The 20,654-nt window shown below is 70.8% G+C and carries 25 protein-coding genes and 4 pseudogenes; 22 read left to right on the top strand and 7 right to left on the bottom strand.

The genetic code is table 11. From position 1 onward, the window contains the following. Nucleotides 1–409: 409 nt before the first annotated feature. The 5 genes and pseudogenes from G5V59_RS24830 to G5V59_RS24850 all read left to right on the top strand — a co-directional run. Nucleotides 410–1,030: pseudogene (locus tag G5V59_RS24830) on the top strand (DUF4192 family protein); the annotation flags it as partial. A gap of 82 nt (nucleotides 1,031–1,112) precedes the next feature. Next, nucleotides 1,113–2,141: a DNA-processing protein DprA gene (locus G5V59_RS24835; protein WP_278258268.1), complete on the top strand. Its 1,029-nt coding sequence runs from the start codon at nucleotides 1,113–1,115 to the stop codon at nucleotides 2,139–2,141. A gap of 619 nt (nucleotides 2,142–2,760) precedes the next feature. Continuing rightward, entirely contained in the window at nucleotides 2,761–3,303 is a 543-nt protein-coding gene (locus G5V59_RS24840) for a hypothetical protein (RefSeq protein ID WP_278258269.1), read from the top strand. A gap of 49 nt (nucleotides 3,304–3,352) precedes the next feature. Beyond that, nucleotides 3,353–3,604, top strand: a complete 252-nt coding sequence (locus G5V59_RS24845; protein ID WP_278258270.1) for a tudor domain-containing protein — start codon at nucleotides 3,353–3,355, stop codon at nucleotides 3,602–3,604. A gap of 9 nt (nucleotides 3,605–3,613) precedes the next feature. After that, nucleotides 3,614–3,772 carry a hypothetical protein gene (locus G5V59_RS24850; RefSeq protein ID WP_278258271.1) on the top strand — a complete coding sequence of 53 codons (159 nt, stop codon included), beginning with the start codon at nucleotides 3,614–3,616 and terminating at the stop codon, nucleotides 3,770–3,772. Between the two features lie 790 nt (nucleotides 3,773–4,562). Here G5V59_RS24850 and G5V59_RS24855 read toward each other — a convergent pair. Then, the gene (locus G5V59_RS24855; RefSeq protein WP_278258272.1) at nucleotides 4,563–5,111 is read right to left on the bottom strand and encodes a hypothetical protein; all 549 of its coding nucleotides are present in this window, start codon (nucleotides 5,109–5,111) and stop codon (nucleotides 4,563–4,565) included. Next, on the bottom strand, nucleotides 5,053–5,229 hold the full coding sequence (locus G5V59_RS24860) for a hypothetical protein (RefSeq protein WP_278258273.1): 177 nt from the start codon (nucleotides 5,227–5,229) through the stop codon (nucleotides 5,053–5,055). The genes G5V59_RS24855 and G5V59_RS24860 overlap by 59 nt, the downstream gene beginning before the upstream one ends. Between G5V59_RS24860 and G5V59_RS24865 the strand changes: the two genes are divergently transcribed. The 7 genes and pseudogenes from G5V59_RS24865 (at nucleotide 5,228) to G5V59_RS24895 (ending at nucleotide 9,731) form a co-directional block, all read left to right on the top strand. Beyond that, entirely contained in the window at nucleotides 5,228–5,482 is a 255-nt protein-coding gene (locus G5V59_RS24865) for a hypothetical protein (protein WP_278258274.1), read from the top strand. The genes G5V59_RS24860 and G5V59_RS24865 overlap by 2 nt on opposite strands. Before the next feature lie 570 nt (nucleotides 5,483–6,052). After that, on the top strand, nucleotides 6,053–6,205 hold the full coding sequence (locus tag G5V59_RS24870) for a hypothetical protein (protein ID WP_278258275.1): 153 nt from the start codon (nucleotides 6,053–6,055) through the stop codon (nucleotides 6,203–6,205). Next, nucleotides 6,193–6,471, top strand: a complete 279-nt coding sequence (locus G5V59_RS24875; protein ID WP_278258276.1) for a hypothetical protein — start codon at nucleotides 6,193–6,195, stop codon at nucleotides 6,469–6,471. The genes G5V59_RS24870 and G5V59_RS24875 overlap by 13 nt, the downstream gene beginning before the upstream one ends. 200 nt (nucleotides 6,472–6,671) lie before the next feature. Continuing rightward, entirely contained in the window at nucleotides 6,672–6,800 is a 129-nt protein-coding gene (locus G5V59_RS24880; RefSeq protein WP_278258277.1) for a hypothetical protein, read from the top strand. A gap of 607 nt (nucleotides 6,801–7,407) precedes the next feature. Next, nucleotides 7,408–8,148, top strand: a pseudogene (locus G5V59_RS24885) (helix-turn-helix domain-containing protein); the annotation flags it as partial. A 400-nt stretch (nucleotides 8,149–8,548) separates the two neighbouring features. Continuing rightward, complete coding sequence (locus tag G5V59_RS24890; RefSeq protein WP_278260040.1) at nucleotides 8,549–9,487, top strand: thermonuclease family protein; 939 nt, start codon at nucleotides 8,549–8,551, stop codon at nucleotides 9,485–9,487. Beyond that, the gene (locus tag G5V59_RS24895; RefSeq protein WP_278258278.1) at nucleotides 9,480–9,731 is read left to right on the top strand and encodes a hypothetical protein; all 252 of its coding nucleotides are present in this window, start codon (nucleotides 9,480–9,482) and stop codon (nucleotides 9,729–9,731) included. The genes G5V59_RS24890 and G5V59_RS24895 overlap by 8 nt, the downstream gene beginning before the upstream one ends. A 285-nt stretch (nucleotides 9,732–10,016) precedes the next feature. Here G5V59_RS24895 and G5V59_RS24900 read toward each other — a convergent pair whose 3' ends face one another. Further along, nucleotides 10,017–10,736 carry a hypothetical protein gene (locus G5V59_RS24900; protein WP_278258279.1) on the bottom strand — a complete coding sequence of 240 codons (720 nt, stop codon included), beginning with the start codon at nucleotides 10,734–10,736 and terminating at the stop codon, nucleotides 10,017–10,019. Between the two features lie 293 nt (nucleotides 10,737–11,029). Between G5V59_RS24900 and G5V59_RS24905 the strand changes: the two genes are divergently transcribed. The 3 genes from G5V59_RS24905 to G5V59_RS24915 are packed head-to-tail and all read left to right on the top strand — an operon-like array spanning nucleotide 11,030 to nucleotide 12,587. Further along, nucleotides 11,030–11,665 carry a hypothetical protein gene (locus G5V59_RS24905; RefSeq protein ID WP_278258280.1) on the top strand — a complete coding sequence of 212 codons (636 nt, stop codon included), beginning with the start codon at nucleotides 11,030–11,032 and terminating at the stop codon, nucleotides 11,663–11,665. Further along, on the top strand, nucleotides 11,662–12,069 hold the full coding sequence (locus G5V59_RS24910) for a hypothetical protein (RefSeq protein ID WP_278258281.1): 408 nt from the start codon (nucleotides 11,662–11,664) through the stop codon (nucleotides 12,067–12,069). The genes G5V59_RS24905 and G5V59_RS24910 overlap by 4 nt, the downstream gene beginning before the upstream one ends. 35 nt (nucleotides 12,070–12,104) lie before the next feature. Next, the gene (locus tag G5V59_RS24915; RefSeq protein WP_278258282.1) at nucleotides 12,105–12,587 is read left to right on the top strand and encodes a hypothetical protein; all 483 of its coding nucleotides are present in this window, start codon (nucleotides 12,105–12,107) and stop codon (nucleotides 12,585–12,587) included. Between the two features lie 1,087 nt (nucleotides 12,588–13,674). Here G5V59_RS24915 and G5V59_RS24920 read toward each other — a convergent pair. From G5V59_RS24920 to G5V59_RS24935, 4 genes are all read right to left on the bottom strand, one after another. Next, entirely contained in the window at nucleotides 13,675–13,905 is a 231-nt protein-coding gene (locus tag G5V59_RS24920; RefSeq protein WP_278258283.1) for a DUF4396 domain-containing protein, read from the bottom strand. Nucleotide 13,906: 1 nt separating this feature from the next. Next, nucleotides 13,907–14,122: a DUF4396 domain-containing protein gene (locus G5V59_RS24925; RefSeq protein WP_278258284.1), complete on the bottom strand. Its 216-nt coding sequence runs from the start codon at nucleotides 14,120–14,122 to the stop codon at nucleotides 13,907–13,909. Nucleotides 14,123–14,711: 589 nt separating this feature from the next. Next, nucleotides 14,712–15,161, bottom strand: coding sequence for an MFS transporter (locus G5V59_RS24930; protein WP_341351307.1), 450 nt, complete (start codon nucleotides 15,159–15,161; stop codon nucleotides 14,712–14,714). After that, nucleotides 15,122–15,790 carry an MFS transporter gene (locus G5V59_RS24935; protein ID WP_341351029.1) on the bottom strand — a complete coding sequence of 223 codons (669 nt, stop codon included), beginning with the start codon at nucleotides 15,788–15,790 and terminating at the stop codon, nucleotides 15,122–15,124. The genes G5V59_RS24930 and G5V59_RS24935 overlap by 40 nt, the downstream gene beginning before the upstream one ends. A gap of 401 nt (nucleotides 15,791–16,191) precedes the next feature. On the opposite strand from G5V59_RS24935, the pseudogene G5V59_RS24940 reads away from it, so the two are divergent. The 7 genes and pseudogenes from G5V59_RS24940 to G5V59_RS24970 all read left to right on the top strand — a co-directional run bounded on the left by G5V59_RS24940 (nucleotide 16,192) and on the right by G5V59_RS24970 (nucleotide 20,623). Beyond that, a pseudogene (locus G5V59_RS24940) lies at nucleotides 16,192–16,468 on the top strand (metal-sensitive transcriptional regulator). Between the two features lie 11 nt (nucleotides 16,469–16,479). Next, complete coding sequence (locus G5V59_RS24945) at nucleotides 16,480–16,725, top strand: heavy-metal-associated domain-containing protein (protein ID WP_341351308.1); 246 nt, start codon at nucleotides 16,480–16,482, stop codon at nucleotides 16,723–16,725. Between the two features lie 226 nt (nucleotides 16,726–16,951). Continuing rightward, nucleotides 16,952–17,116, top strand: coding sequence for a hypothetical protein (locus G5V59_RS24950; protein ID WP_278258287.1), 165 nt, complete (start codon nucleotides 16,952–16,954; stop codon nucleotides 17,114–17,116). Between the two features lie 58 nt (nucleotides 17,117–17,174). Further along, on the top strand, nucleotides 17,175–17,474 hold the full coding sequence (locus G5V59_RS24955; protein ID WP_278258288.1) for a hypothetical protein: 300 nt from the start codon (nucleotides 17,175–17,177) through the stop codon (nucleotides 17,472–17,474). After that, nucleotides 17,383–17,736 (top strand): hypothetical protein, encoded by a 354-nt coding sequence (locus G5V59_RS24960; RefSeq protein WP_278258289.1) that lies wholly within the window; start codon nucleotides 17,383–17,385, stop codon nucleotides 17,734–17,736. The genes G5V59_RS24955 and G5V59_RS24960 overlap by 92 nt, the downstream gene beginning before the upstream one ends. A gap of 25 nt (nucleotides 17,737–17,761) precedes the next feature. Further along, nucleotides 17,762–20,090, top strand: a pseudogene (locus tag G5V59_RS24965) (heavy metal translocating P-type ATPase). After that, nucleotides 20,087–20,623, top strand: coding sequence for a carboxymuconolactone decarboxylase family protein (locus G5V59_RS24970; protein ID WP_278258290.1), 537 nt, complete (start codon nucleotides 20,087–20,089; stop codon nucleotides 20,621–20,623). Before G5V59_RS24965 ends, G5V59_RS24970 begins: the two are co-directional and overlap by 4 nt. Nucleotides 20,624–20,654 lie beyond the last annotated feature (31 nt).

Genomic DNA, 20,654 nt, shown 5'->3' on the forward strand with positions numbered 1-20,654 from the left:
TCCCCGGACGAGTCTGCTCGCCGCCGTCCCGCATGTCCTCGGCTTCAAGCCTGAGGAGTCGGTCGTCCTGGTCCCGTTCGGGCCCGGGCTCCCGATCACGCGCGTCGACCTGCCGACCAGCGCGGCTGCCCGCGAGGGGGTCTGGGACGCGATCAGCGGCCCGTACGGTCGCCACGCCCGCCCCGGAGCTCGGCTGGGGATCCTCTGCTTCACCGAGGACCGCCGCAGCGCGGAGCCTGGCCAGCCAGCACCTGTCCAACCGACTCGAGACCGTGGGCATCACCACCCAGATCCGGCTGTGGGCCGACGGGGAGCGGTGGCGTGAGTTCAACACCGGCTTCACCGGTCTGCAGACCCAGGCGACCGCGGAGCGGATCGCGGCCGCGACCGTGCTCTCCGGTGCCGCCCAGCCGGCCTCGAGCCGGGCCTCACTGGCGGCCTCCGTGGTCGGCGACCGCGAGCCGATCGCCGGTTCGATCCCCGCGGCTCGAGCAGAAGCCGCGGCCAGGCTCGCCGGCCGCGGAGCGGGACTGGGCCTTGGACCGCCTCGGGCAGTTCCACACCGACGGCAACCAGGCTCTCTGACGTCGACGGCGCCCGGATGCTCGTCGCCATGGAGACGATCGGCACCCGCGACGCGCTGTGGGAGGACATGACCAGGGAGAACCACACCTCCCACATGGCGCTCTGGAACGACCTCACCCGCCGCGCCCCTGGCGAGGTCCGCGCGGCGCCGGCCTCCATGCTCGGCTTCGCCAGCTGGCTGCACGGCGACGGCGCCAAGGCCTGGTGTGCGCTCGACCAGGTGCCCGCCGACCGGCCCTACTCCATGGCCGCCATCGTCGCCTCGGCCCTGCAGAACGGCATCCACCCTCGCGAGTGGCAGCGGTATCAGACCCAGATGCGGGACCTCGCCAGCGAGACTCGACGAGTCCTTCGTGCCCAAGCCTCCCGAGCACCAGCGCGATGTGCCGCGCACCCAGCCCGCCACCGCCCGCCCCGCCCCGGGCCGCTGAGGGGACCGCGATGAGCCTACGACGAGACCGGCTCGATCGACCCCAACAAGGTGGCAGCCCAGCCGAGCGCTACCGAGCGCCAGCCTGCGTCGCCTGGTGGTGCCCGAGCCCGCGGCCTACGCCCCCGACAAGCGCCTCGACGTCATTCACGACCCCGACCTCGAGTCTGCTGTGGGGAGGGCAGGCATGACCACGCGCTCCGCCGTCGACGACACTGACCGGCTCGCCCGCGTCACCCTCAGCCGGACCATCGAACCCGGAGATCTCCGCGTCACCGGACTGGTCAGCGAGACTCGGAGCCGACAAGGTCCTCGGCTACCTCGAGGCGGCCGCCGACGTCGAGTCTCACTGGGGATTCGCGCTCGCCCAGGAGGCTCGGCCGCGTCGACCCCGCCGAGGTCCTCGAGCAGGCAGCCGCCCAGGGCATCCGCTTCATCGTCCCCGGCGACGCCGAGTGGCCCGCCGAGCTCGGCGCGCTCCGCAACGCCGGCGCCCTGTACGAGCGCGGCGGCGAGCCTGTCGGCCTGTGGGTCCGCGGACCGCACGACCTGCGCCAGGCTCGCCGGCAACTCGGTGGCCGTCGTCGGCTCCCGGGCCGCCACCAGCTACGGCACCGAGCAGGCCACCGAGTCGGCTGCGACCTCGCCAGCATGGGGCACACCGTCATCAGCGGCCTCGCGTACGGGGTCGACTACGCCGCCCATCGCGGCGCCCTCAGCGCCGGTGGCCCGACCGTCGCCGTCCTGCCTGGCGGCGTCGACCGGCCCTATCCGGTGGCCCACGCTCAGCCTGCTCGAGGCGATCGCCGAGAGTGGCCTGGTCGTCTCGGAGGCACCTCCGGGCGCTGGACCCACGCGGACCCGCTTCCTGGCCAGGAACAGGGTCGTCGCCGGCCTCGCCGAGGGCACCGTGGTCGTCGAGGGAGCCATGCGCAGCGGGACGCTCAACACCGCCCACTGGACCAGCAACCTGCACCGACCCCTCATGGGCGTCCCCGGCCCGGTCAGCAGTGTCGCCTCCACCGGCGTCAACCAGCCTGATCCGCCTCGGCCAGGCCAGCGCCGTGACCAACGCCCAAGACGTCATCACCGATGTCATGACCCACGCCGCCAGGACGTCCGCTGAGCCCGAGCACCTCGACGAGTCCTTCGTCCCGGACCCCGTGCGCTCCCCACGGCGGGCGGCGCCTGGGCTCGCAGGAGAGATTTCCGCACCCCGTCGATGACGCCCCAATTGACCCTGTGGATAACCCGATTTGGGTCTACGCCCATACCTACTGTGCTGAGAGTTCCTTGGTTTGGTCGGCGACGTCGACCGAGCAAGCCGCACCTCGGGAGGACGACACGATGAGCAACCCATCCCAAAACGCTTCGCCCCAATACCCGTCGCCTCTGGAGCGCCCCGATCGCTTAGCAGATGGCTGCCGCAGCAGCGCGCCGAGCCTGGTCGAGATCGGGCATGCCTACGACACCTTCCGCAGCATGGGCTAGCAGTTCATCGTGCCCGCTAGCAGCCGCTGTGGGGCTGATGCCTGGTTGCGACCGCCGCCGGCGGAGTCGTCCGCGCCAAGATGACCCAGTTCTGATGCATGGGTCGGCCACGCCGTCGGGCGCCGCCGTAGGGGGGCCCGGTCAATGTCGGAACAGTCAGCCAGATCGTTCCTGCCCCCTCGGACCCGAAGGCCGACTGATGACGAAGGCTCAACTGCCAAGCTCGCAGCATCCTCGCGGACGCGGGGATCACCATGCGTGACTGGATCGCTTACGGAGGCTGGCTCAAGGAAGACACTGACGAGGCGGGCAACCCTCGCTGGGTGCCGGAGACCGAGTGGCGCGGCGACGAGTGCGGCTGCGACGACGACCGCTGCATCGGCTACCACCATGACGCGGGCGAAGAGTGCGGGTGCCTCCCGGTGCTCATCGAGAACCGGGAGAAGGACCGCGAGGCCTACGACATCTGGCAGGCATACCGGGCGGCCGTCGAGGCCAATGACGGCCGCGGTGATGAGGACGCCTACGACGTCGTCTGGAGCCGGGCCGAGACCTGGGTGCGCCGACACTACCCACGGGCATTGACCTTCTCCTTGGACGCCACCGTGAAAGGCGAGCGCGGCATCTCGGCCACCTCCCCCGGAACCGATCCCGGCTACGTCGGATCCGAGCCCGAGGATGAGGGTCACTACCGTCAGCAACTGTGGACCGAGGGCACCGACCCTAACGGCCGCATGAGCCACGAGCGGGCCAGCACGCTGTACTGCGAGGGCGAGGCGACCGGCCGTGTCAACTGAGGCGAACTTCGTCGCCGGCCACGCACTTCGGTGGGCACGGGAGGACCCGATGGAGCAGTGGGTCAACGCCGCACCCCAGGGCGGCGCCACTCCGCTGGAGGAGACCGTCAGCGAGTACCTGGGGTCCCACAACCCCTTCCCCGATGGCTCGCGAGTCGAGGTTCTCGGCGGCCTCCACCGCGACGCTCCGACCGCCTGGGTGCCAGCCACGATCGTCGAGCGGACCGCCGTCGACGAGTGGACGGTCGAGTTCGACGACGGCGACCAGGCCTGGCGCGATCACCACGAGCCTGCGGCCTAGTCAGACCCCGTGACCGACGCCGTCGAACAGCGGCTGACCCTGCACGCCACGGTGCGGGAGATTCCGCCCGACCACCCGCGGCGGCTACACGCTCGGCCGAGACGAACTGATCGTCGAGGACGTCGACCACCACCAGGCGCTCGAGGCCGCTCGTCGGCGCGTTCCTAGGGGTGGCGGATCATCGCCCTTCGGGTCGAACGCGACCGAGTCGTCGCGAGTTGATCGCTCCCGCCCCGCCTGTGCACGTAGGTGGCCAGAAAGCGAGGTGGACCATGAGCACACCCCCAGCCGAGAACCCAGTCCCCGGAGTCATCACCTTCACCGCCCGCGGCAACGCCGCCCTTGACCAACTGGCCGAGGCGCTAGTGGCCGAGTGCAACGGCACTCCCGCGAGCATCGCCGACCTCCTCAAGCGCGTCCTGGAAGCGGACGTTGAGGACCTGGCCGAACCGTTAAGCCAAGCCGCCCGTCCAGGCGCATCGGCAGGCCTCGCGGATCTCGACATTCAAGAGGCCGGCCCTCCGACCGAGAGCCCCGACGAAGCCGCACGCCGCCGGCGCTCGGCTCGCCCCCGCGGCGCCTCCGGGCCCAGGCTGCCCCGCTCAGACAGGTCGCGCACACGCGAGATTTAAAGGATTGAAAGAGCGCTAAAGGCCCCAAAGCGATATTTAAAAGATTTAAAGAGATTGATACGGTGTGTGACATGAACCCCTTCACCCCGACGTTCGGGACAAGTCCGCCGCTGCTGGTCGGCCGCGATGGCGACCTGGCCGACTTCCGCGAGGGGCTGCGAGAGGGCCCGGGCTCGCCCGAGCGTGCCACCTTGGTTACCGGGCTGCGGGGTACTGGCAAGACGGTCATGCTCAATGCCTACGAGGACGTCGCCGGCGAGGAGGGCTGGCTGGTGATCTCCGAGACCGCTACCCCGAACCTCATCGATCGAATCACCCACGAGCACCTACCGCGCCTCCTCAGCGAGATCGACCACCGCCAGACCGGGTCGCGCCTCACCGGCGTCTCCCTGCCAGGCGGATTCGGCGCCGATCGGGAGGTTTCCGAGCGGCACACCCCTCGGCCGGGTCTGCGGTCCCAACTGAACCTGTTGACCGACCTCCTGACCGAACGGGGCGGCAGCGGGGTCCTCATCACCGTCGACGAGGTCCACCGCAAGGGCATGAACGATCTCCGCGAGCTCGGGACCACGATCCAACACGCCTTCCGTGAGCGCCGCAACGTCGCCTTCGTGGGTGCCGGCCTGCCCTCGGCTGTCGACGACCTGCTCTCCGATGAGGTCTCCACATTCCTGCGCCGCGCCGACCGGCGCCACCTCCGCACCGTTCGGCCCGAGGAGGTCGCCGCGGCGATCGCCGTGCCCATTCGGGAAGCCGGACGAGATATCACGCCCGAAGCACTGCAGACCGCCGTGGCCGGCACCGGCGGATACCCGTTCATGATCCAGGCTCGTCGGACTGCACGCCTGGCGGGCCGACAGCACCGCGGCCACCATCGACGTCCACCAGGCCCGTCGCGGCGTCGACCAGGCCCGGCGCAAGGTCGGCCAGGCTCGTCCACGCCAGCGCCCTGGCCGACCTCTCCGACGTCGACCGCTCCTTCCTCGCCGCCATGGCCCACGACGACGGCCCGAGCCGCATGGCCGGCATCGCTACCCGACTCGGCGTCGACGCCACCTACGCCGGGCAGTACCGGCTGCGCCTGATCGCTGCTGAGGTGATCGAGCCCCGCGGCCACGGTCTGGTGGACTTCACCCTCCCCGGCCTGCGGGACTACCTGCGCGAACACGCCGCCAGCAGCCACTGGGGTCCCGACGCCGCGCTCGCGTCGGCCGAGCGACAGGCACTCCCCGGCTCCGACCAGTAGCGGAAGCAACTCCCAGGGCCGCCGGACCAACACCGGCGGCCGCGGGTTGCTCGGTCGCATCCGCCGGTCCTCCGGGCCTCCTTCCTACAGGTTCCACCAGTCGACGAGCCTGACGACGCAGAACCGCCTCAAGCTCGGCGACCCTCGCCCAACGGCATCGGTGCGCGACCTCGGCCAGGTCATCGAGCATTCGCCGACCTCGCTGTCCTCGAACTGCGGCGAGGCGTAGGCGTGCCACGCCGCCCACCGCTGCAGCGAACCGGCGGTAGGCCTCGACATCAGCCGGAGCGTTGGACCAGGCCGCGGCGGCGAGCGCTACCCGCCGCGCGATCAGAGCCGCCTGGTCGTCCCTGGCTGCTCAGTCTCCCGTCTCGCAGGGCGCGGAGGTCACCCCTGTCCCCGGCTGTCCACAGCCTCGCCGCCGGGGCGCGCGTCGGCGGCGAGGTCCGCGAGACTCGAGATCTACCTCTCGGCAGGAAGGGCATCTGGTGGACGACAATCACCAGGCTCGCAGCAGACGGGCACGCGACGGCGGCCCGCGAGCACGTCTACGGCTTCAACCGCGCAACGATGTGGGACCGGGGCCAGATCCCGTCCGAGACCTCCGACCAGGCTGGCGGAGTTCGCCGACCTCGCGGCCGCGCTCCCGCAGGCCGTCTCGCAGCCTGTCCAGCGCACTCGAGCAGGCCCTGGCTCACCAGGTGCTCAGCATGGACGCGATGACCGACGAGTTGGACCCGGCGCTTGCGATCGGCGTTCCGCGGCTCCACCTGGAGGAGGCCCGGGGCCTTGCGGTCGACCTGCACAAGCACCTCGACGCCGCACGCAAGGCCACCCCGCACGTCATCAGCCAGGGCGTCGACGGCCGGCAGTTGCGGGGGCTGGAGTCGATGCCTTGGGACCAGCCTCTGACCCGGCCCAGCCTGAGGCGGCCGCGAGATTTCTTCGCGTCGCGTGATCGCCCCGGCGGGCAGACCTTCCTTTGGTGACTGAGAGATGACCTCGATCCACCAAGGAGCCTGGCCATGAGAACGTCCACCGATTCTCCCTCCGCTGCGGCCGACCGCTACCCGGTCCAGGAGGCCCGCGACCACCTCGAGCAGGCCCTGGCCGCGCTTGATCGCCTCCGTGAGGTCCTCGCGGCGGCGAGCAGCATGCCCCCGTCAACCACGGGAGGCGGTGAGCCGTCATGAACACCGACACCGCCCTGCAGGCGGCAGATGCCGTCTTCATGGCCGAGCAGGCCGTAGGAAAAGCTCGCGCCGTCGTCGACGAGTCTGCACACCACGATCAACTCCGCGATCCGGGTGCTCGATGATGCCGAGTCTCGACTCTGCGAAGGCCCTTCTCAGTGAACGCGGCGGCTACTACCTGGAGACCGCCAGTGAGCACTTGAACCGCCTCGAGCGGCGCTGCAGCGACCACGCCGAAATGGCCGAAGAGCCTCACCGGGCACCTGAAGCGTGCATCTCAGGCGATCGGAAATGCCCACGACGCCCTCCGCGACGTCGACACCAGCCTATCCCGAGCTCGTCGTCGGGGTCACCCAGTTGAAGCCCCGCCTCGCCGTCATGGGCGAGATGGTCGACCTGGCCAAGCCGATCGCCCGGTTGGCCGCTCAGCACGTCGACAACGCCCACCTCGCGGCTCAGCAAGTGACCCCGCCGTCGCTGCTGGAACCGGTCACCCTCGAGCGGAGCATCGCGACCGCGGGCAAGGAGCCTGGGCCGCGCCGACGAAGACGTGCGCCTGCTCGAGAACGTCGTCGACCACGCCGCGGCCAGCGCCCGGCAGTCGGCCGGCATCGCCACCGAGATCACCGACAACGCCCGCCGGCGGATGGCCGAACAAGGCCGCGCCCGGGTGCCTCGCCAAGCAGCGGCCCCGGCTTACGGATCGCCGGCACGGTAGGCGGGAGAACGCTCATGGATCTCGACCAGGGCGGCCGCCAGGCTCGCCGGACTCATCCTCGATGCCGCGGGCCGCGGCGAACACGACCAGGTCGCCGGCCTGATCGCACCGCTGGACGCCGAGCAGCTTGCGCTCGCTGGTCACGGTGCTGGCCGCCCAGGTCGACCAGAGCGCGCCGGCGTCCTCGGCAACAGGCCCGGCCGCGGTGTGCGAGCCTGGCCATCAACGCCGCCGCTCCGATGTTCGGCACCACCCCGGAGGCGATCCTCAGCGCCGAGCGCAGCCGGCCAGTCAGCGATGCCCGGGCGGTGGCCATGACGGCCGCCCGTGAGACCGGCTTGTCCCTGCCGGCGATCGCCGAGCACTTCAACAAGGACCACGGCTCGGTGATCCACGCGGTCCGCCGCACCGCCGAGCGGCCCCGGCTCGCCGACGCCGCGGCCAGGGTGAGCGAGCACATCAACAGCCGCTACACCGCCCGTCTCCCCCGATCAGTACGGGCCGAGGAGAACGTGGTCGACCTCCCCCAGCGGCCGCCGTCCTCGACGTTCGAGCCCGATGGCCCGGTCGAGCACGCCGTGGTGGCGGCCGCGGATGCCTTCAACACCACCCCGGAGGTCCTCCTGGGTACGGACCGGAGCCGGGCGGCCGCGGATGCCCGGGCCGTGGCCATGGCGGCCGCCCGGATCCACGGGCACAGCCTGCCCACGATCGCCCGGCACTTCGAGCGGGACCACACCACGGTGCTGCTGGCCACCCGCCGCATCGAGAAGACCCCGCCGCTTCGGGACCTGGCCGCCAAGATCGCCGCGGATCTCCCCGAGCAGCCGGCCGGCGCCGGTCGGCTCGACGTCGACGAGCACGTGCCCGAGAGCAGCCACCGCTCCCTCGGCCTGCGCGAGGAGCAGCGGGCGATCCCCGTTGCCGGCCAGCGGGCGCAGGCTGAGGGTGGCCCGGTGAAGGCCCTGATCGGGCTGGCCGCGGCCGCGGTCCTCGCGCTCACCGCCGGCGGGATCAAGGCCGCGATCCCCGGAGTCCAGTCAGGCCCCGAGCCCGCCGAGGGCAGGACCACCCGGGTGCGGGTGACCGCGGTCGTCGACGGCGACACGATCCGCGTCGAGACGCTCGACGGCCGCCAGGCTCGGCCGAGTTCGCCTGCTCGGGCTCGACGCCCCCGAAGTCGCTCATCCGCCGTCGCCGGCCGAGTGCTACGCCACCGATGCCACGCGCCTGCTCGAGCGACTCGCTCCGGTGGGCAGCACCGTCGACCTAGTCACCGACACCGCCCAGCCCAGCCGTGACCGCTACGACCGGCTGCTGCGCTACGTCGACCATGACGACGACGGCCACCGCGTTGATGTAGGCCGCGAGTTCCTAGCCAGCGGCGCCGCCCGCCGCTACGAAGCAGACGAGGCGCTTGCCCGCGAGGAGTCGTACGCCGCCGCATTCGATGACGCCCAGGGCGCTGAGCGCGGCCTGTGGGGAAGCCTGCTGAGAGCCCAGGTGCAGGTGATCGACGAGCAGGCTGACGCTGGCCGCGAAGACGCTGGCCCGGTGGTGCTACGCCCGCGGCGTCGACGAACGCCTCCTCGGCTGCGGCGAGCAACTGCGCAGACTCGCCGTCGACCAGGCCCTCGGCCGACCGGCACCGGCGCACCTCGAGCAGGCGCTATGGGAACAGACCGCCACCCTGCTGCGGCAGCGCCGCGACTGGGACCGCGACCACCAGGTGAGCCCGACGGCGCCCGCTGCGTGCCTGCCCTGCGCCGTGGCAGCCGACCAGTGCCCCACCCACGCCGACCGCCGCTGTCGCGCGTGCGGTGGCCACCGCACCGCATCGTCGTCGACGAGGGCTTCGACACCCACCCGTGCTGCGACCGGCCGGGCGCGAACGGGTCCCTGGCGTTCCTCGAGCACACCGCGCAGGCTGCTGGGAGCCACACTGCTCGCCCAGTCGCCGTGATCGGAACCCGGCCCGCCGAGACGGATCCGCCGCGGGTGATCGCTCCCACCCCCGGCCCGCACTTAGGAGACCAGGGAGGACTGGCGCAGCCGGTGCCGGTCCACGGGATCCATGGGAGTTCACATGAGTGAAGCCGCTCGCGAAGAAGCCGCCCTCGAGGAAGAGGCCCGACAGCGCGCCGAGGAGATCAGGGCGACCGAGGAGGCCGCCGCCCAGGCCGCGGCCGCCGACACCGGCACCTCCCCCGACGCCGAGATCGCGCAGGTCCACCGTTCCGGTCGCCAGCACGACCACACCGATCAGTCGGGCACGGCCGCCTCCCAGCGGCCCCAGGCTCGGCCGCCGCCGCGGCCCGCGCCGCTAGGGAGCTCGTGATGGCAACCGCGCTCGCATCAGCGGACGTCAGTCACGTCCCCGGCCGGACAACGGTCCGTTGGGTCGACTGCTCCCACAAACTGGGTTCGCTGCCGTGCATGAACCACAAGCCGCACGAGGGCAACGGCCGCGGCTGCGTACACCACTCCACCTCCGGCTTCGCCGACGACGAGTAGCCCGGCGGACCTGCAGCGCCGGAGAGTGTGCCTTAGCCGTGGACCAGGTGCAGCCGCGGCCGCGCCGGGGGCTCGGCGGACGCCTCCAGGCGCTGCAGCCGCTCGAGCGTCATCGGATGGCCATGACGCCCGAGCAGGCCAGCCAGCACGGCGCCCAGGCCCAGGGAGACCACCAGGCTGGTCGGCCGCGGCCTCCGCGCTGGCCTCGATCCGGCGGCTGGCCGCCGGCACCGGGTAGGTCAGGAGGATCACCGCGCCGCCCAGGATCCCCGGAGCGGCCCGGCCCTCGGCGACCGACTGCACGATGCAGATCACCCCGACGACACCTCGCAGCGTCCACGCCAGCCGCATGAACGGGAGCCAGGCGAACGCCCGGGCCACGCCGCGGAACGCCGCGACCACCAGCCGCCACGGCGTCGTCGCCGCAAGCACCGCGGTCTCGAGCCGCGGGCGGATCGCACGCCGTCGGCCGACGGCATGAGCCATCGCGGCGGCCGCCTCCGCAGCGGTCACCCCTCCCCGGTACGTGGCGTCGACCAGGCCGGGGCTGACCACGACAGCGCCAGCCGCGATCGCCACAGCCACCGGGGTGCTCGGAGTCTGACGCCGGCGTACGAACAGGGCGTCCACGTCGACCCCGCGGCCGCCCAGGCTCGGCAAGCACGGGCCCCATCGCCTGGGGCTCGGCCGCAGTCGCGGGCCGGGAACCGGTCAGCGCCGCGATCGCCTGAGGCTCGAACCGGCCCAGCGCCAGCGCGACCAGCAGACCGGCAGCAGCCAGGAACGCCACCAGTCCGAGCGCAGGCGTGAGGAGGGCGCACACCACCACGGTGAGGACGAAGGCTCACCAGCAGCGCCGGCGCCAGCGTCACCACCCTCAGCACGGTCATCGGGAACCTCATCATCACGACCCTCCTCCATCTGTCAGCACTAGTGCGAATCTCTTGACTTTGTCCGCGGTGATCGTCCGGCGACCGCCATCCGACATAGGCGAACGAGACCAGTTTGTGCCCAGCCGCCGACACGACCCCGAGTTATCCACAGCCCGCCGTCTCGCGGAGCGAGGACCGACCCCGACGTGGGTTCATGGGCCAGACCGACCTCCGACCGAAAGGAACACCCGTGGACACCCTCCAAGTCGATGGGGCTGACGGCACTTGGGACCGCCTCGGCTCGATCGCCCTCCTGCTGTACCAGGCCGCCACCCAGGTATGGAGCGACGCCGACCGGGCGGCCGCAGACTCGCCGCTGCACGACCTCGGCCTCGGTGTCTACCTCGCGCACGACCAGGCCAGCGCCCTGCTGCCCGAGGACTACGAGTCGCCCGACCTCGAGGTGGACGAGCTCGAGGAGCGCACCCCGCTGCAGTTGCTCACCGAGGCCGAAGAGCCTCACCCGGCCCCTGCCGCTGCACCGGCCCGACCTGGTGCACGGCTCCCAGGCTGGTCGTCGACCTGTGCGACCTCATCCGGGAAGCCCGCGGCCTTGGCTACTGACCTGCGGCTGGCGTACGCCGACATCGACTCCGGGCTCTTCGACGTCGACCAGATCCCCATGACCTCGCGCGACGTGCGCAGCGTCGGCGAGATGCTCTTCGACGTCGACTACCTGGCGCGCCAGCCTGCTAATGGACGTCGACGGAGACGCGGCCGGCACGCTGCTGCGCAGGCTGGCCGACGATGGTCGCGGCCGCCGAGGACCTGTGGGCGTCCCTGCCCGGCCGGCGCCCTGGCGTCGACGAGCGCGACCGGCCCATGACCACCCTCGCCGCCCAGGCCGCCACCATCGAGACCAGCCTGTCCGGCCGCAGCGCCTGGCCAGGACAGGGCCCGACCAGCCCCCGCATCGACCAGATGACCCAGACGTTCCTCAACGCCGCGGCGCTGGTCCGCCGCTACGGCGCCGAGATCCCCCACGAGCAACCCGACGTACACAGCGACCTCGAGGCCGCGCGCACACGGATCATGCACGGGCTCTACCTCACCGCCCACGCCGTCAACGTCGCGCTCCACGACCACGGCCGCGATCGCGTCGACGACGCCCGCAACTCTGGGCGACGCATCCATCTCGCGCAGCACCACTCCCCCCTACGCGATCGCCCCCACCGGCGCCTGGATCGACCGGATGACCGCATGCGAGAACACCGCCCGCAGCCTACCTGAGCGACCGGTTCGCCCACGCCCTCGCCGGCGAGGCGATGCGCCCCGTTGACGACCCAGGTCGGCTCGCGCAAGCCCTGGCCAACTGGGACATCCAAACCCACCGGACGCTCGCGCGGGTTCTCGAACCGGCCAACATCCTGCTGATCACCCGCGCCCAGGGCCTGATCGCAGGCGCGAGCATGGTCCTGGCCGACGCGGCCGCGGCCGCCGGTGCCCTCGAGCGCTCCGACCGCCTGGTCCCCGCCATCGCCGAGGCAGGACGCTCCTGGAGCAACCTGGCCAGCCGCTGGGGCGACCTTGTTCCTCCAGGCGCTCGCATCGAGGAGCCGCTAGGCTCGCGCGGCCGCGGAGGTCCGCGCCGCCTATCGCCAGATCACCCACGACCAGACCACGCTGGCCAGCCCCGGGGCCATCGCCGGCCGCCCGGGGCTACCGCAAGCCGTGCGCGCCACGCTGCGCGCGATCGAGGCCGGCTCCGAACTCGCCGTGGTCGTCGCCGAGAAGGCCGACGCCCCTGACCTCATCGGCCCGGCCCGCGCCCTCTCGCACCGGGCACACAACGACGTCGAGGCCGGCCTGGCAACCCCGCCTGCCGATGGCGACGTCGTCTGGGTCTCCCCCGCCGACATCCTCAACAAACGCCTCGTCCCGCTCCCACCACCCGTCGCGGAAACCCTGCGCGCCGCCAGCGACGCCGCGGTCGACGCCACGAGTTCCGCCTCCGCGGTGGCGGCGCTGGCAGGCGTCCGATCGGGCTCGCAAGGGAAAGATTCGGGGGGCGCATCGGTCGGAGAACCTGGCGGGCACCTACGACTTCGCCTTATGAGCCGAGCGCTCTCCGCCCAAGATAGGCTCCGCGTTCAGGGGCGCTGCCTCGCCGAGCGATTGGCACACGGGCGCTGCACAGAAGGGAGGCAGTTATCGACAGAGGTGAGGTTCTTGGGGACGGGAGACGAGGGTCGGAGGTGGACTAGGGAGAGCAGGGGAGTAGGGCGGCGGCGTCGGGCCCGGACCGGTTACCGGTGCGGCTCACGTAACCCTGGGGCGCCTCCGCCCCGACTGCGAGAGCATCACGAACCAAAGGGCAAATCACGATCTACGGCACCCGTCGGCCGCGTGCCCTGGTCGAGCGCAATCTCCATGACTTGGGCGCATCCAGGAGTTCACCGCGGCGGCGTGCCGCGCTCGGTGCCGGCATCCTGAAGGACTCTCGTTGTACACCGAAGGAGGCATAGGGCCACTCGTCGAACGGCGGGATGGTCCGCGGAGCTTCGGACGCGGCCGGTGAATCCGATGCTGGAAGGCTGCATGCTTCGGTGGTCCAGAGTCTGATGCTTGGTGTAGGCGTGGCTAGGCGCCGTCGGGTTCACGTCCTCGAGTTCAGGCTGCGACGGAGACGGTCAGTCCGCCGAAGAGGAAGCCGATGACGGCGGCTGCGAGGGTGCTGGTGTTCATCTTGTGCGTGCCTGTCAGTGGTGGTGGGAGTGGTCGCCGGAGCCGTGATGCCCGCGATGCTCAGTGTGGTCGGACTCGCCGATGGGCTCGGGTCCGGTCTCGTGGCCTTGGTGTCCGGCGTGGTTGGCGCGATCGGCGTGGTCTTCGTGCTCAGGCTCCGTGGTGGTACTGGTGGGTGAGGGCGTGGCCCTTGCCCTTGTCGATCAGGTACCGGTTGACGGGGAAGGCGGCGAGAAAGGCGGCGGTGAGGGCGATCATCATGCCGATCCAGAAGATCGGGTCGACCAGGCCGGAGTCCATGGCGCCGGGGATGAGGGCCATCACGACGTTATCGACGATCTCCATGACGGCGATGGAGAGGGTGTCGGCGGCGAAGACCACGCTAAGCGCGGCGACGAACCCGAGACCGGCCTGGATGAGCGGCAAGGGTGGAGAGGGCGTAGCCGAAGAGGAACGCGAGGCCGACCGCGAGGGCGATGGTGACCGCGTTGCTGAGGCCGAGTGCGGTTCCGATCATCAGGCCGGCGATCTCGCCGATCGCGCAGCCGGTGAGGCAGTGCAGGGTGGCGTTGGCGGCCATCGAGTTGCGGGAGTTCATGTCGAGAAGATCCTCTCAATAGATACCCCCCCACCGTATCCAAGTCATGTATTGGCCGCAAGCCGTGAACATCATGGGCGGGGTTGGTGCAGCGTCGCCACCGAGTTCTCGATGGGACTCGGTGGCGACGCTGTCGGGGGTGGTCAGCCGAGTCGGTAGCCGGCGTCGATGATCGCAGTGCGGACTGCGGTGTCGTCGACGTCGGGTCCGGTGACCCGGAGGGTTCCGGTCGGGAGGTCGACGTCGGTGGTGATGACGCCTGAGACCTGGGCGACGGCGGCGCTGACCTTGGTGGCGCAGGCTGGTGCAGGTCATGCCCTGGACGGTGTATTCGGTGAGGTCGCTCATGTGAGGGTGTTCCTTTCTGGGTGGTGAGCCGGGGTGGCTCGTGTGCTCCGGCCCCTTGTCGAGACTGGGCGGGTTTGTCAGGCGGCGATGTGCTCGGGGGTGGCCTCGGCTTCCGAACCGGTCGCGGCGGGGCGGCGGAAGAACGCGAGCGTGGCCAGTGCTCCGGCTCCGGCGACGATGGCGGCACCAACGAAGGCCGCCGAGAAGCCGTCGGTGAGCGCCGCCTTGTCGCCGAGCCTGGTCAGCGCCGTTGGCTGCGGCGATCGCGGTCATCACGGCCAGGCCGAGCGCGGAGCCGACCTGGTAGGCTGGTGTTCACGATCCCGGACGCCAGGCCGCCCTCCTCCGGACGGGCGGCCGAGATCGCGGTGCCCAGGGTGGGAATGAACGCCAGTGACATGCCCAGTGCGGCGAGAAGCGAGGCGGGCAGGACGTCGACGGCGTAGGAGCCGTCCGCGTCGATGAGCGCCAGCCAGGCCATGCCGGCAGCGAGCAGTGTCATGCCGGTGACGGTCGCTGCCTTCGGCCCGATCGCGACGAGCACACGGGGGGCGAGCACGATCATGCCGACCATGATTAGCACCGTCATCGGCAACAGCGCCGAACCGCTGGGGAAGGCGGTGTAGCCGAGGACCTGCTGCAGGTAGAGGTTCAGGAAGAACCACATCGGGATCCAGGCCGCGCCGAGCAGGAGCCTGAGCCAGGTTTGCGGCGGCCAGGTTGGGCGCCCGGAAGATGCCGAGCCGCACCAGCGGGGCGCGGCCCTTGGCCTGCAGGGAGACGAACGCGGCGATCAGGACCGCGGCGGCGGTCAGTACCCACCAGGTTCGCGGGGCATCCCAGCCGATCTCGGGGGCCTGGACCACCGCATACACCGCGGCCGCGAGGCCAGCTTGTCACGGTGAGTGCGCCGAGGATGTCGACCCGACGACCCGACCCGGTGCCGGCGGGCATCACAGCGGGGACCAGGGCGAGGATGACCAGGGCGATCGGGATGTTGACGTAGAAGACCCATGGCCAGGACAGGTATTCGGTGATCACGCCGCCGAGGAAGACTCCAGCGGTGCCGCCGGCCGGGGCCGCGGCGCCGTAGAGCGCGAGCGCCTTCGGCAGTTCCTTGGGGTTGGCGCCGAACAGCATGAAGAGCAGGGTCAGGGCCGATGGTGCGATGAGCGCCGAGCCGGCGCCCTGGACCGCGCGGCCGATCAGTTCGACGGTGACGTTGCTGGCCAGCCCGGCGACGAGCGATCCGGCCAGCAGGACAAGCCACCCGGCGGAGAACACCCGCCGGGCACCGAGGACGTCCGAGAGCTTTGCCACCCAGGAGCAGCAGGCCGCCGAGCGCGACCACGTAGGCGTTGAAGACCCACGAGAGGTTCTCCGGGGTGAAGCCGAGATCGGCCTGCATGCGGGGAAGCGCGACCCCGATGATCGAGGTGTCCATGATGACCATGAACTGGGCCGCGGCGATCACCGCGAGCCCGAGCCAGCGGCGATCCGCCCCCGGCCTCGTTGTCGTTGACATCTGATTCTCCTTCGACAGTGTCCCGTCGGTTCGGGACTTCGTGGTTGTGTGGAATACCATAGGGGGGTAATGTATTCCAACGAACGCGGACGCTACCACGAAATACCGGAGGGGGGTACCCTGAGAATGACCGCGACGCTCCACGAGAAGGACAGCCCGATGCCACACGGCCACGACGAGCACCAGCACAGTCTACATCGCCAACAACACCAAGCCCGACTACCTCAAGCGGCTGCGCCGCATCGAGGGCCAGGCTCGCGGTCTGCAACGGATGGTCGAGGAGGAGAAGTACTGCATCGACATCCTCACCCAGATCTCGGCGATGACGAAGGCCCTCGAAGCGGTCGCTCTCGGACTGCTCGATGAGCACATGGCCCACTGCGTCGTCGACGCCGTCGCCGCTGGCGGCGAGGATGCGCAGATCAAGGCTCAAGGAAGCCTCCGACGCGATCGCCCGTCTCGTCCGCTCCTGAACCGCAGCCGCCTGAACCGCCTCAACACCGAAAAGACGAAGGAATCAGCCATGAGCCAGACCAGCACCTACACCGTCACCGGCATGACCTGCGGCCACTGCGTCGCCTCGGTCACCGAGGAGGTCACCGAGATCCCCGGCGTCGAGGACGTCGCGGTCGACCTGCCCACCGGAGCCGTCACCATCACCAGCGCCGAGCCCCTCGACGACGCCGCCGTCCGCGCCGCCGTCGAGGAGGCCGGCTACCAGCTCGCATGAGCACCCCGATCAAGGCTCGCCGGATTCGTGGCCGCGATCGCCGCGATCTTCGGCATCGCGGTCGTCGTCGGCCGGGCCGTCGGCCCGGTCGACGACACGCCCGCCAGCCACGACAGGCTCCCATGCCACGGACTCCGACACCGACGGGCACGGGGAGGGCCACGGCGAGGCCACCAGCGGCACCCCAGACGACCAGCCCGCACAGGCACAGATCCCAGGAGGACTGATGGTCTCCCAGAACGGCTACACGCTCTCCCTCGCCGACGCACGCGCCCGTGCGGGCACGGATCGTCCGGTGAGGTTCACCATCACCGGACCCGACGGGGCACCCGTGACCGCCTACGACGTCGAGCACGAGAAGAAGTCTGCACCTGATCGCCGTACGACGTGACTTCACCGGGTTCCAGCACGTCCACCCCACCCTGGACCCCGCCACCGGTCTGTGGTCGGTGGACCTGAACCTCACCCCGGGCACCTGGCGCGTCTTCACCGACTTCAAGGCCACCGGCGCCGACGCACTCACTCTCGGCGCCGACCTGGCCGTGGACGGTGACTACCAGCCCGCGAGCCCGGCCGCCGAGAACCGCACCGCGACCGTCGGGGACTACGAGGTCACCCTCGAGGGCGACCTGACCGCCGGCGCCGACGCGAAGCCTCATGCTCACCGTCAGCAAGGACGGCGCACCGGTCACCGATCTGGAGCCCTACCTGGGCGCCTACGGCCACCTGGTCGCGCTGCGCGGCGGTGACCTCGCGTACCTCCACGTCCACCCCGACGGCACTCCGGGCGACGGCACCACCGAGCCCGGCCCCGAGGTTGTCTTCTACGCCGCCGTCCCCAGTGCCGGCACCTACCACCTCTACCTGGACTTCCAGCACAACGGGGTCGTCCGAACCGCGTCCTTCACCGTCACCGCCGACGCGAACAAGGACGCTGCGTCGACGTCGTCTGGCGCAAGCCCCTCCGAGTCCGGCACCCCCGCCGAGCACGGCGAGCACTCCGGTCACTGACCGGCCACCCAACAAGGAGACACCGATGACCACGCAGAGTCAGCCAGGCGCACCAGCCATCGACCGGCAGATCGGTCTCGCGCTCACCGGGATGACCTGCGCCTCCTGCGCCAACAGGATTGAGCGCAAGGCTCAACAAGGCTCGAGGGCGTCACCGCCACGGTCAACTACGCCACCGAGAAGGCAAAGGTCACCTACGCCGACGACGTCACTCCCGAGGACCTGGTCTCCGCCGTCGAACAGGCCGGGTACGGCGCCTCGCTGCCACAGCCCCCCAAGGCCGACGGCGATGACGGGACACCCGCCGAGCCCGATCCGGTCGCGCCGCTGCGGCAACGGCTGCTCGTCTCCGCGGCCCTCACCGTCCCGGTCATTGCAATGGCGATGATCCCCGCACTGCAGTTCACCAACTGGCAGTGGCTCTCCCTGACCCTCGCCGCCCCGGTCGTCGCGTGGGGCGCCTGGCCCTTCCACAAGGCCGCCTGGACCAACCTGCGCCACGGCACGTCCACCATGGACACCCTGATCTCTCTCGGCACCCTGGCCGCACTCGGCTGGTCGATATACGCCCTGTTCTGGGGAACCGCCGGCACCCCGGGGATGACCCACCCCTTCGAGCCGACCGTGGCACGCACCGACGGCGCTGGCAACATCTACCTCGAGGCCGCCGCCGGCGTCACCACGTTCATCCTGGCTGGTCGCTACTTCGAGCAACGATCCAAGCGCCGCGCCGGCGCCGCCTTGCGGGCACTGCTGGAGCTTGGCGCCAAGGAGGTCGCAGTCCTGGGACCTGACGGCGTGACCGAGACCCTGGCCCCGGTCGACACGCTGGCCGTCGGCGACCTGTTCGTCGTACGCCCCGGTGAGAAGATCGCCACCGACGGCGTCATCGAGCGCGGCACCTCCGCCGTGGACGCCTCGATGCTCACCGGCGAGTCGGTCCCGGTCGAGGTCGGACCCGGCGACGCCGTCGTCGGCGCGACCGTGAACGCCGGCGGACGCCTCGTCGTGCGCACCACCCGCGTGGGCGCCGACACCCAGCCTGGCCCAGATGGCGCGCATGGTCGAGAACGCCCAGAACGGCAAGGCCCAGGTCCAGCGACTCGCTGACCGGATCTCCGGGATCTTCGTGCCGATCGTGATCGCGCTGGCCGCCGGAACCCTCGGCTTCTGGGTAGGCACCGGCAACGGGCTCGCCGCCGCGTTCACCGCTGCCGTGGCCGTCCTGATCATCGCCTGCCCGTGCGCCCTCGGGCTGGCCACCCCGACCGCCCTCATGGTCGGCACCGGCCGGGGCGCCCAGCTCGGCATCCTGATCAAGGGTCCCGAGGTGCTCGAATCCACCCACACCATCGACACTGTCGTGCTCGACAAGACCGGCACGGTCACGACCGGCCAGATGACCCTGCGCGACGTCATCGCTGCCGACGGCGAGAACCCCGACGACGTGCTGCGGTACGCCGGCGCACTCGAGGACGCCTCCGAGCACCCGATCGCACGGGCCATCGCGACCGGCGCCCGCGAACGACTCGGCACCCTCCCGACCGTGGAGGACTTCGCCAACGTCGAAGGCCTCGGCGTCCAGGGGATCCTGGTCGACGAGGGCGACAGCACCGCGAGCCACGCCGTCCTCGTGGGCCGCCCACAGCCTGCTCGCCGAGTGGTCCCAGCACCTGAGCCCCGGGCTCCAGTCCGCGCTCGAGGAAGCACAGGCCACCGGCGGCACCGCCGTAGCCGTGGGCTGGGACGGCAAGGCCCGAGGCGTCGTCGTGGTCGCCGACGCGATCAAGCCCACCTCGCCCTCCGCCATCCGCGAGCTCAAGGGCCTGGGCCTGCGGCCGGTCCTGCTCACCGGCGACAACGCAACGGTCGCTCGGACCGTGGCCGCAGAGGTCGGGATCGACGGGGCCGACGTCATCGCCGACGTGCTGCCCGCCGACAAGGTCGACATGATCAAGCGGCTCCAGGGCGAGGGCCGCGTGGTGGCCATGGTCGGCGACGGCGTCAACGACGCCGCCGCTCTCGCCCAGGCCGACCTCGGCCTCGCCATGGGCACCGGCACCGACGTCGCCATCGAGGCCAGCGACCTGACCCTGGTCCGCGGCGACCTCCAAGTCGCCGTCGACGCGATCCGACTATCCCGTCGCACCCTCGGCACCATCAAGGGCAACCTGTTCTGGGCCTTCGCCTACAACATCGCCGCCCTCCCGTTGGCCGCTGCCGGGCTGCTCAACCCGATGCTCGCCGGTGCTGCCATGGCCTTCTCCAGCGTGTTCGTGGTCTCCAACAGTCTGCGGCTGCGTGGGTTCAAGGCCCACACCACGCCCGCGAGCTCGCAGGCGGTCACGGCATGACCCCGCCCGTCGCGCGGTTGCGCGCCCTGACGCCGGAGACCGCGGTCGGCGCCTCACGGGACATGCTCGGTGACCTGGTCGAACGGCATGGGCAGGTCGGGCCGATGGTCCGCACCATGGCCCACTCGCCGGCGGTGCTGGGCGGTTACCTGCAACTGAGCCGGGCGATGAAGCGCGCCAAGCTCGACCGCCGGATCAGTGAACTCGTCTCGATCGCCCTGCAGGTTCGTCAAGGATGCGAACTGTGCCTAGAAGCCCACGAGACGGCGGCGCGTTCACTCGGCGTCACAGAAGCGGAGATCGAAGCGGCCCGACGTGGCTCCTCAGCCGAGCCCCGGGTCGCGGCCATGATCGCCGTGGCGTTGATGGTGTACCAGGAACCCACACAGATCACTGCCGAGCAGGTCCAAGAACTACGCGGCCACGGATACAGTGATCGTGAGATAGCCGACATCGTGGGCATCGTCGCCCTCAACGTTCTGACCGGGGCATTCAACCTGCTGGCTGGGCTCACCCCCGCGGCCAACTCCTGACCGGACTCAGTCGGCCGCCGTGGCGCCTGCT

The organism is Nocardioides convexus (assembly GCF_011090295.1).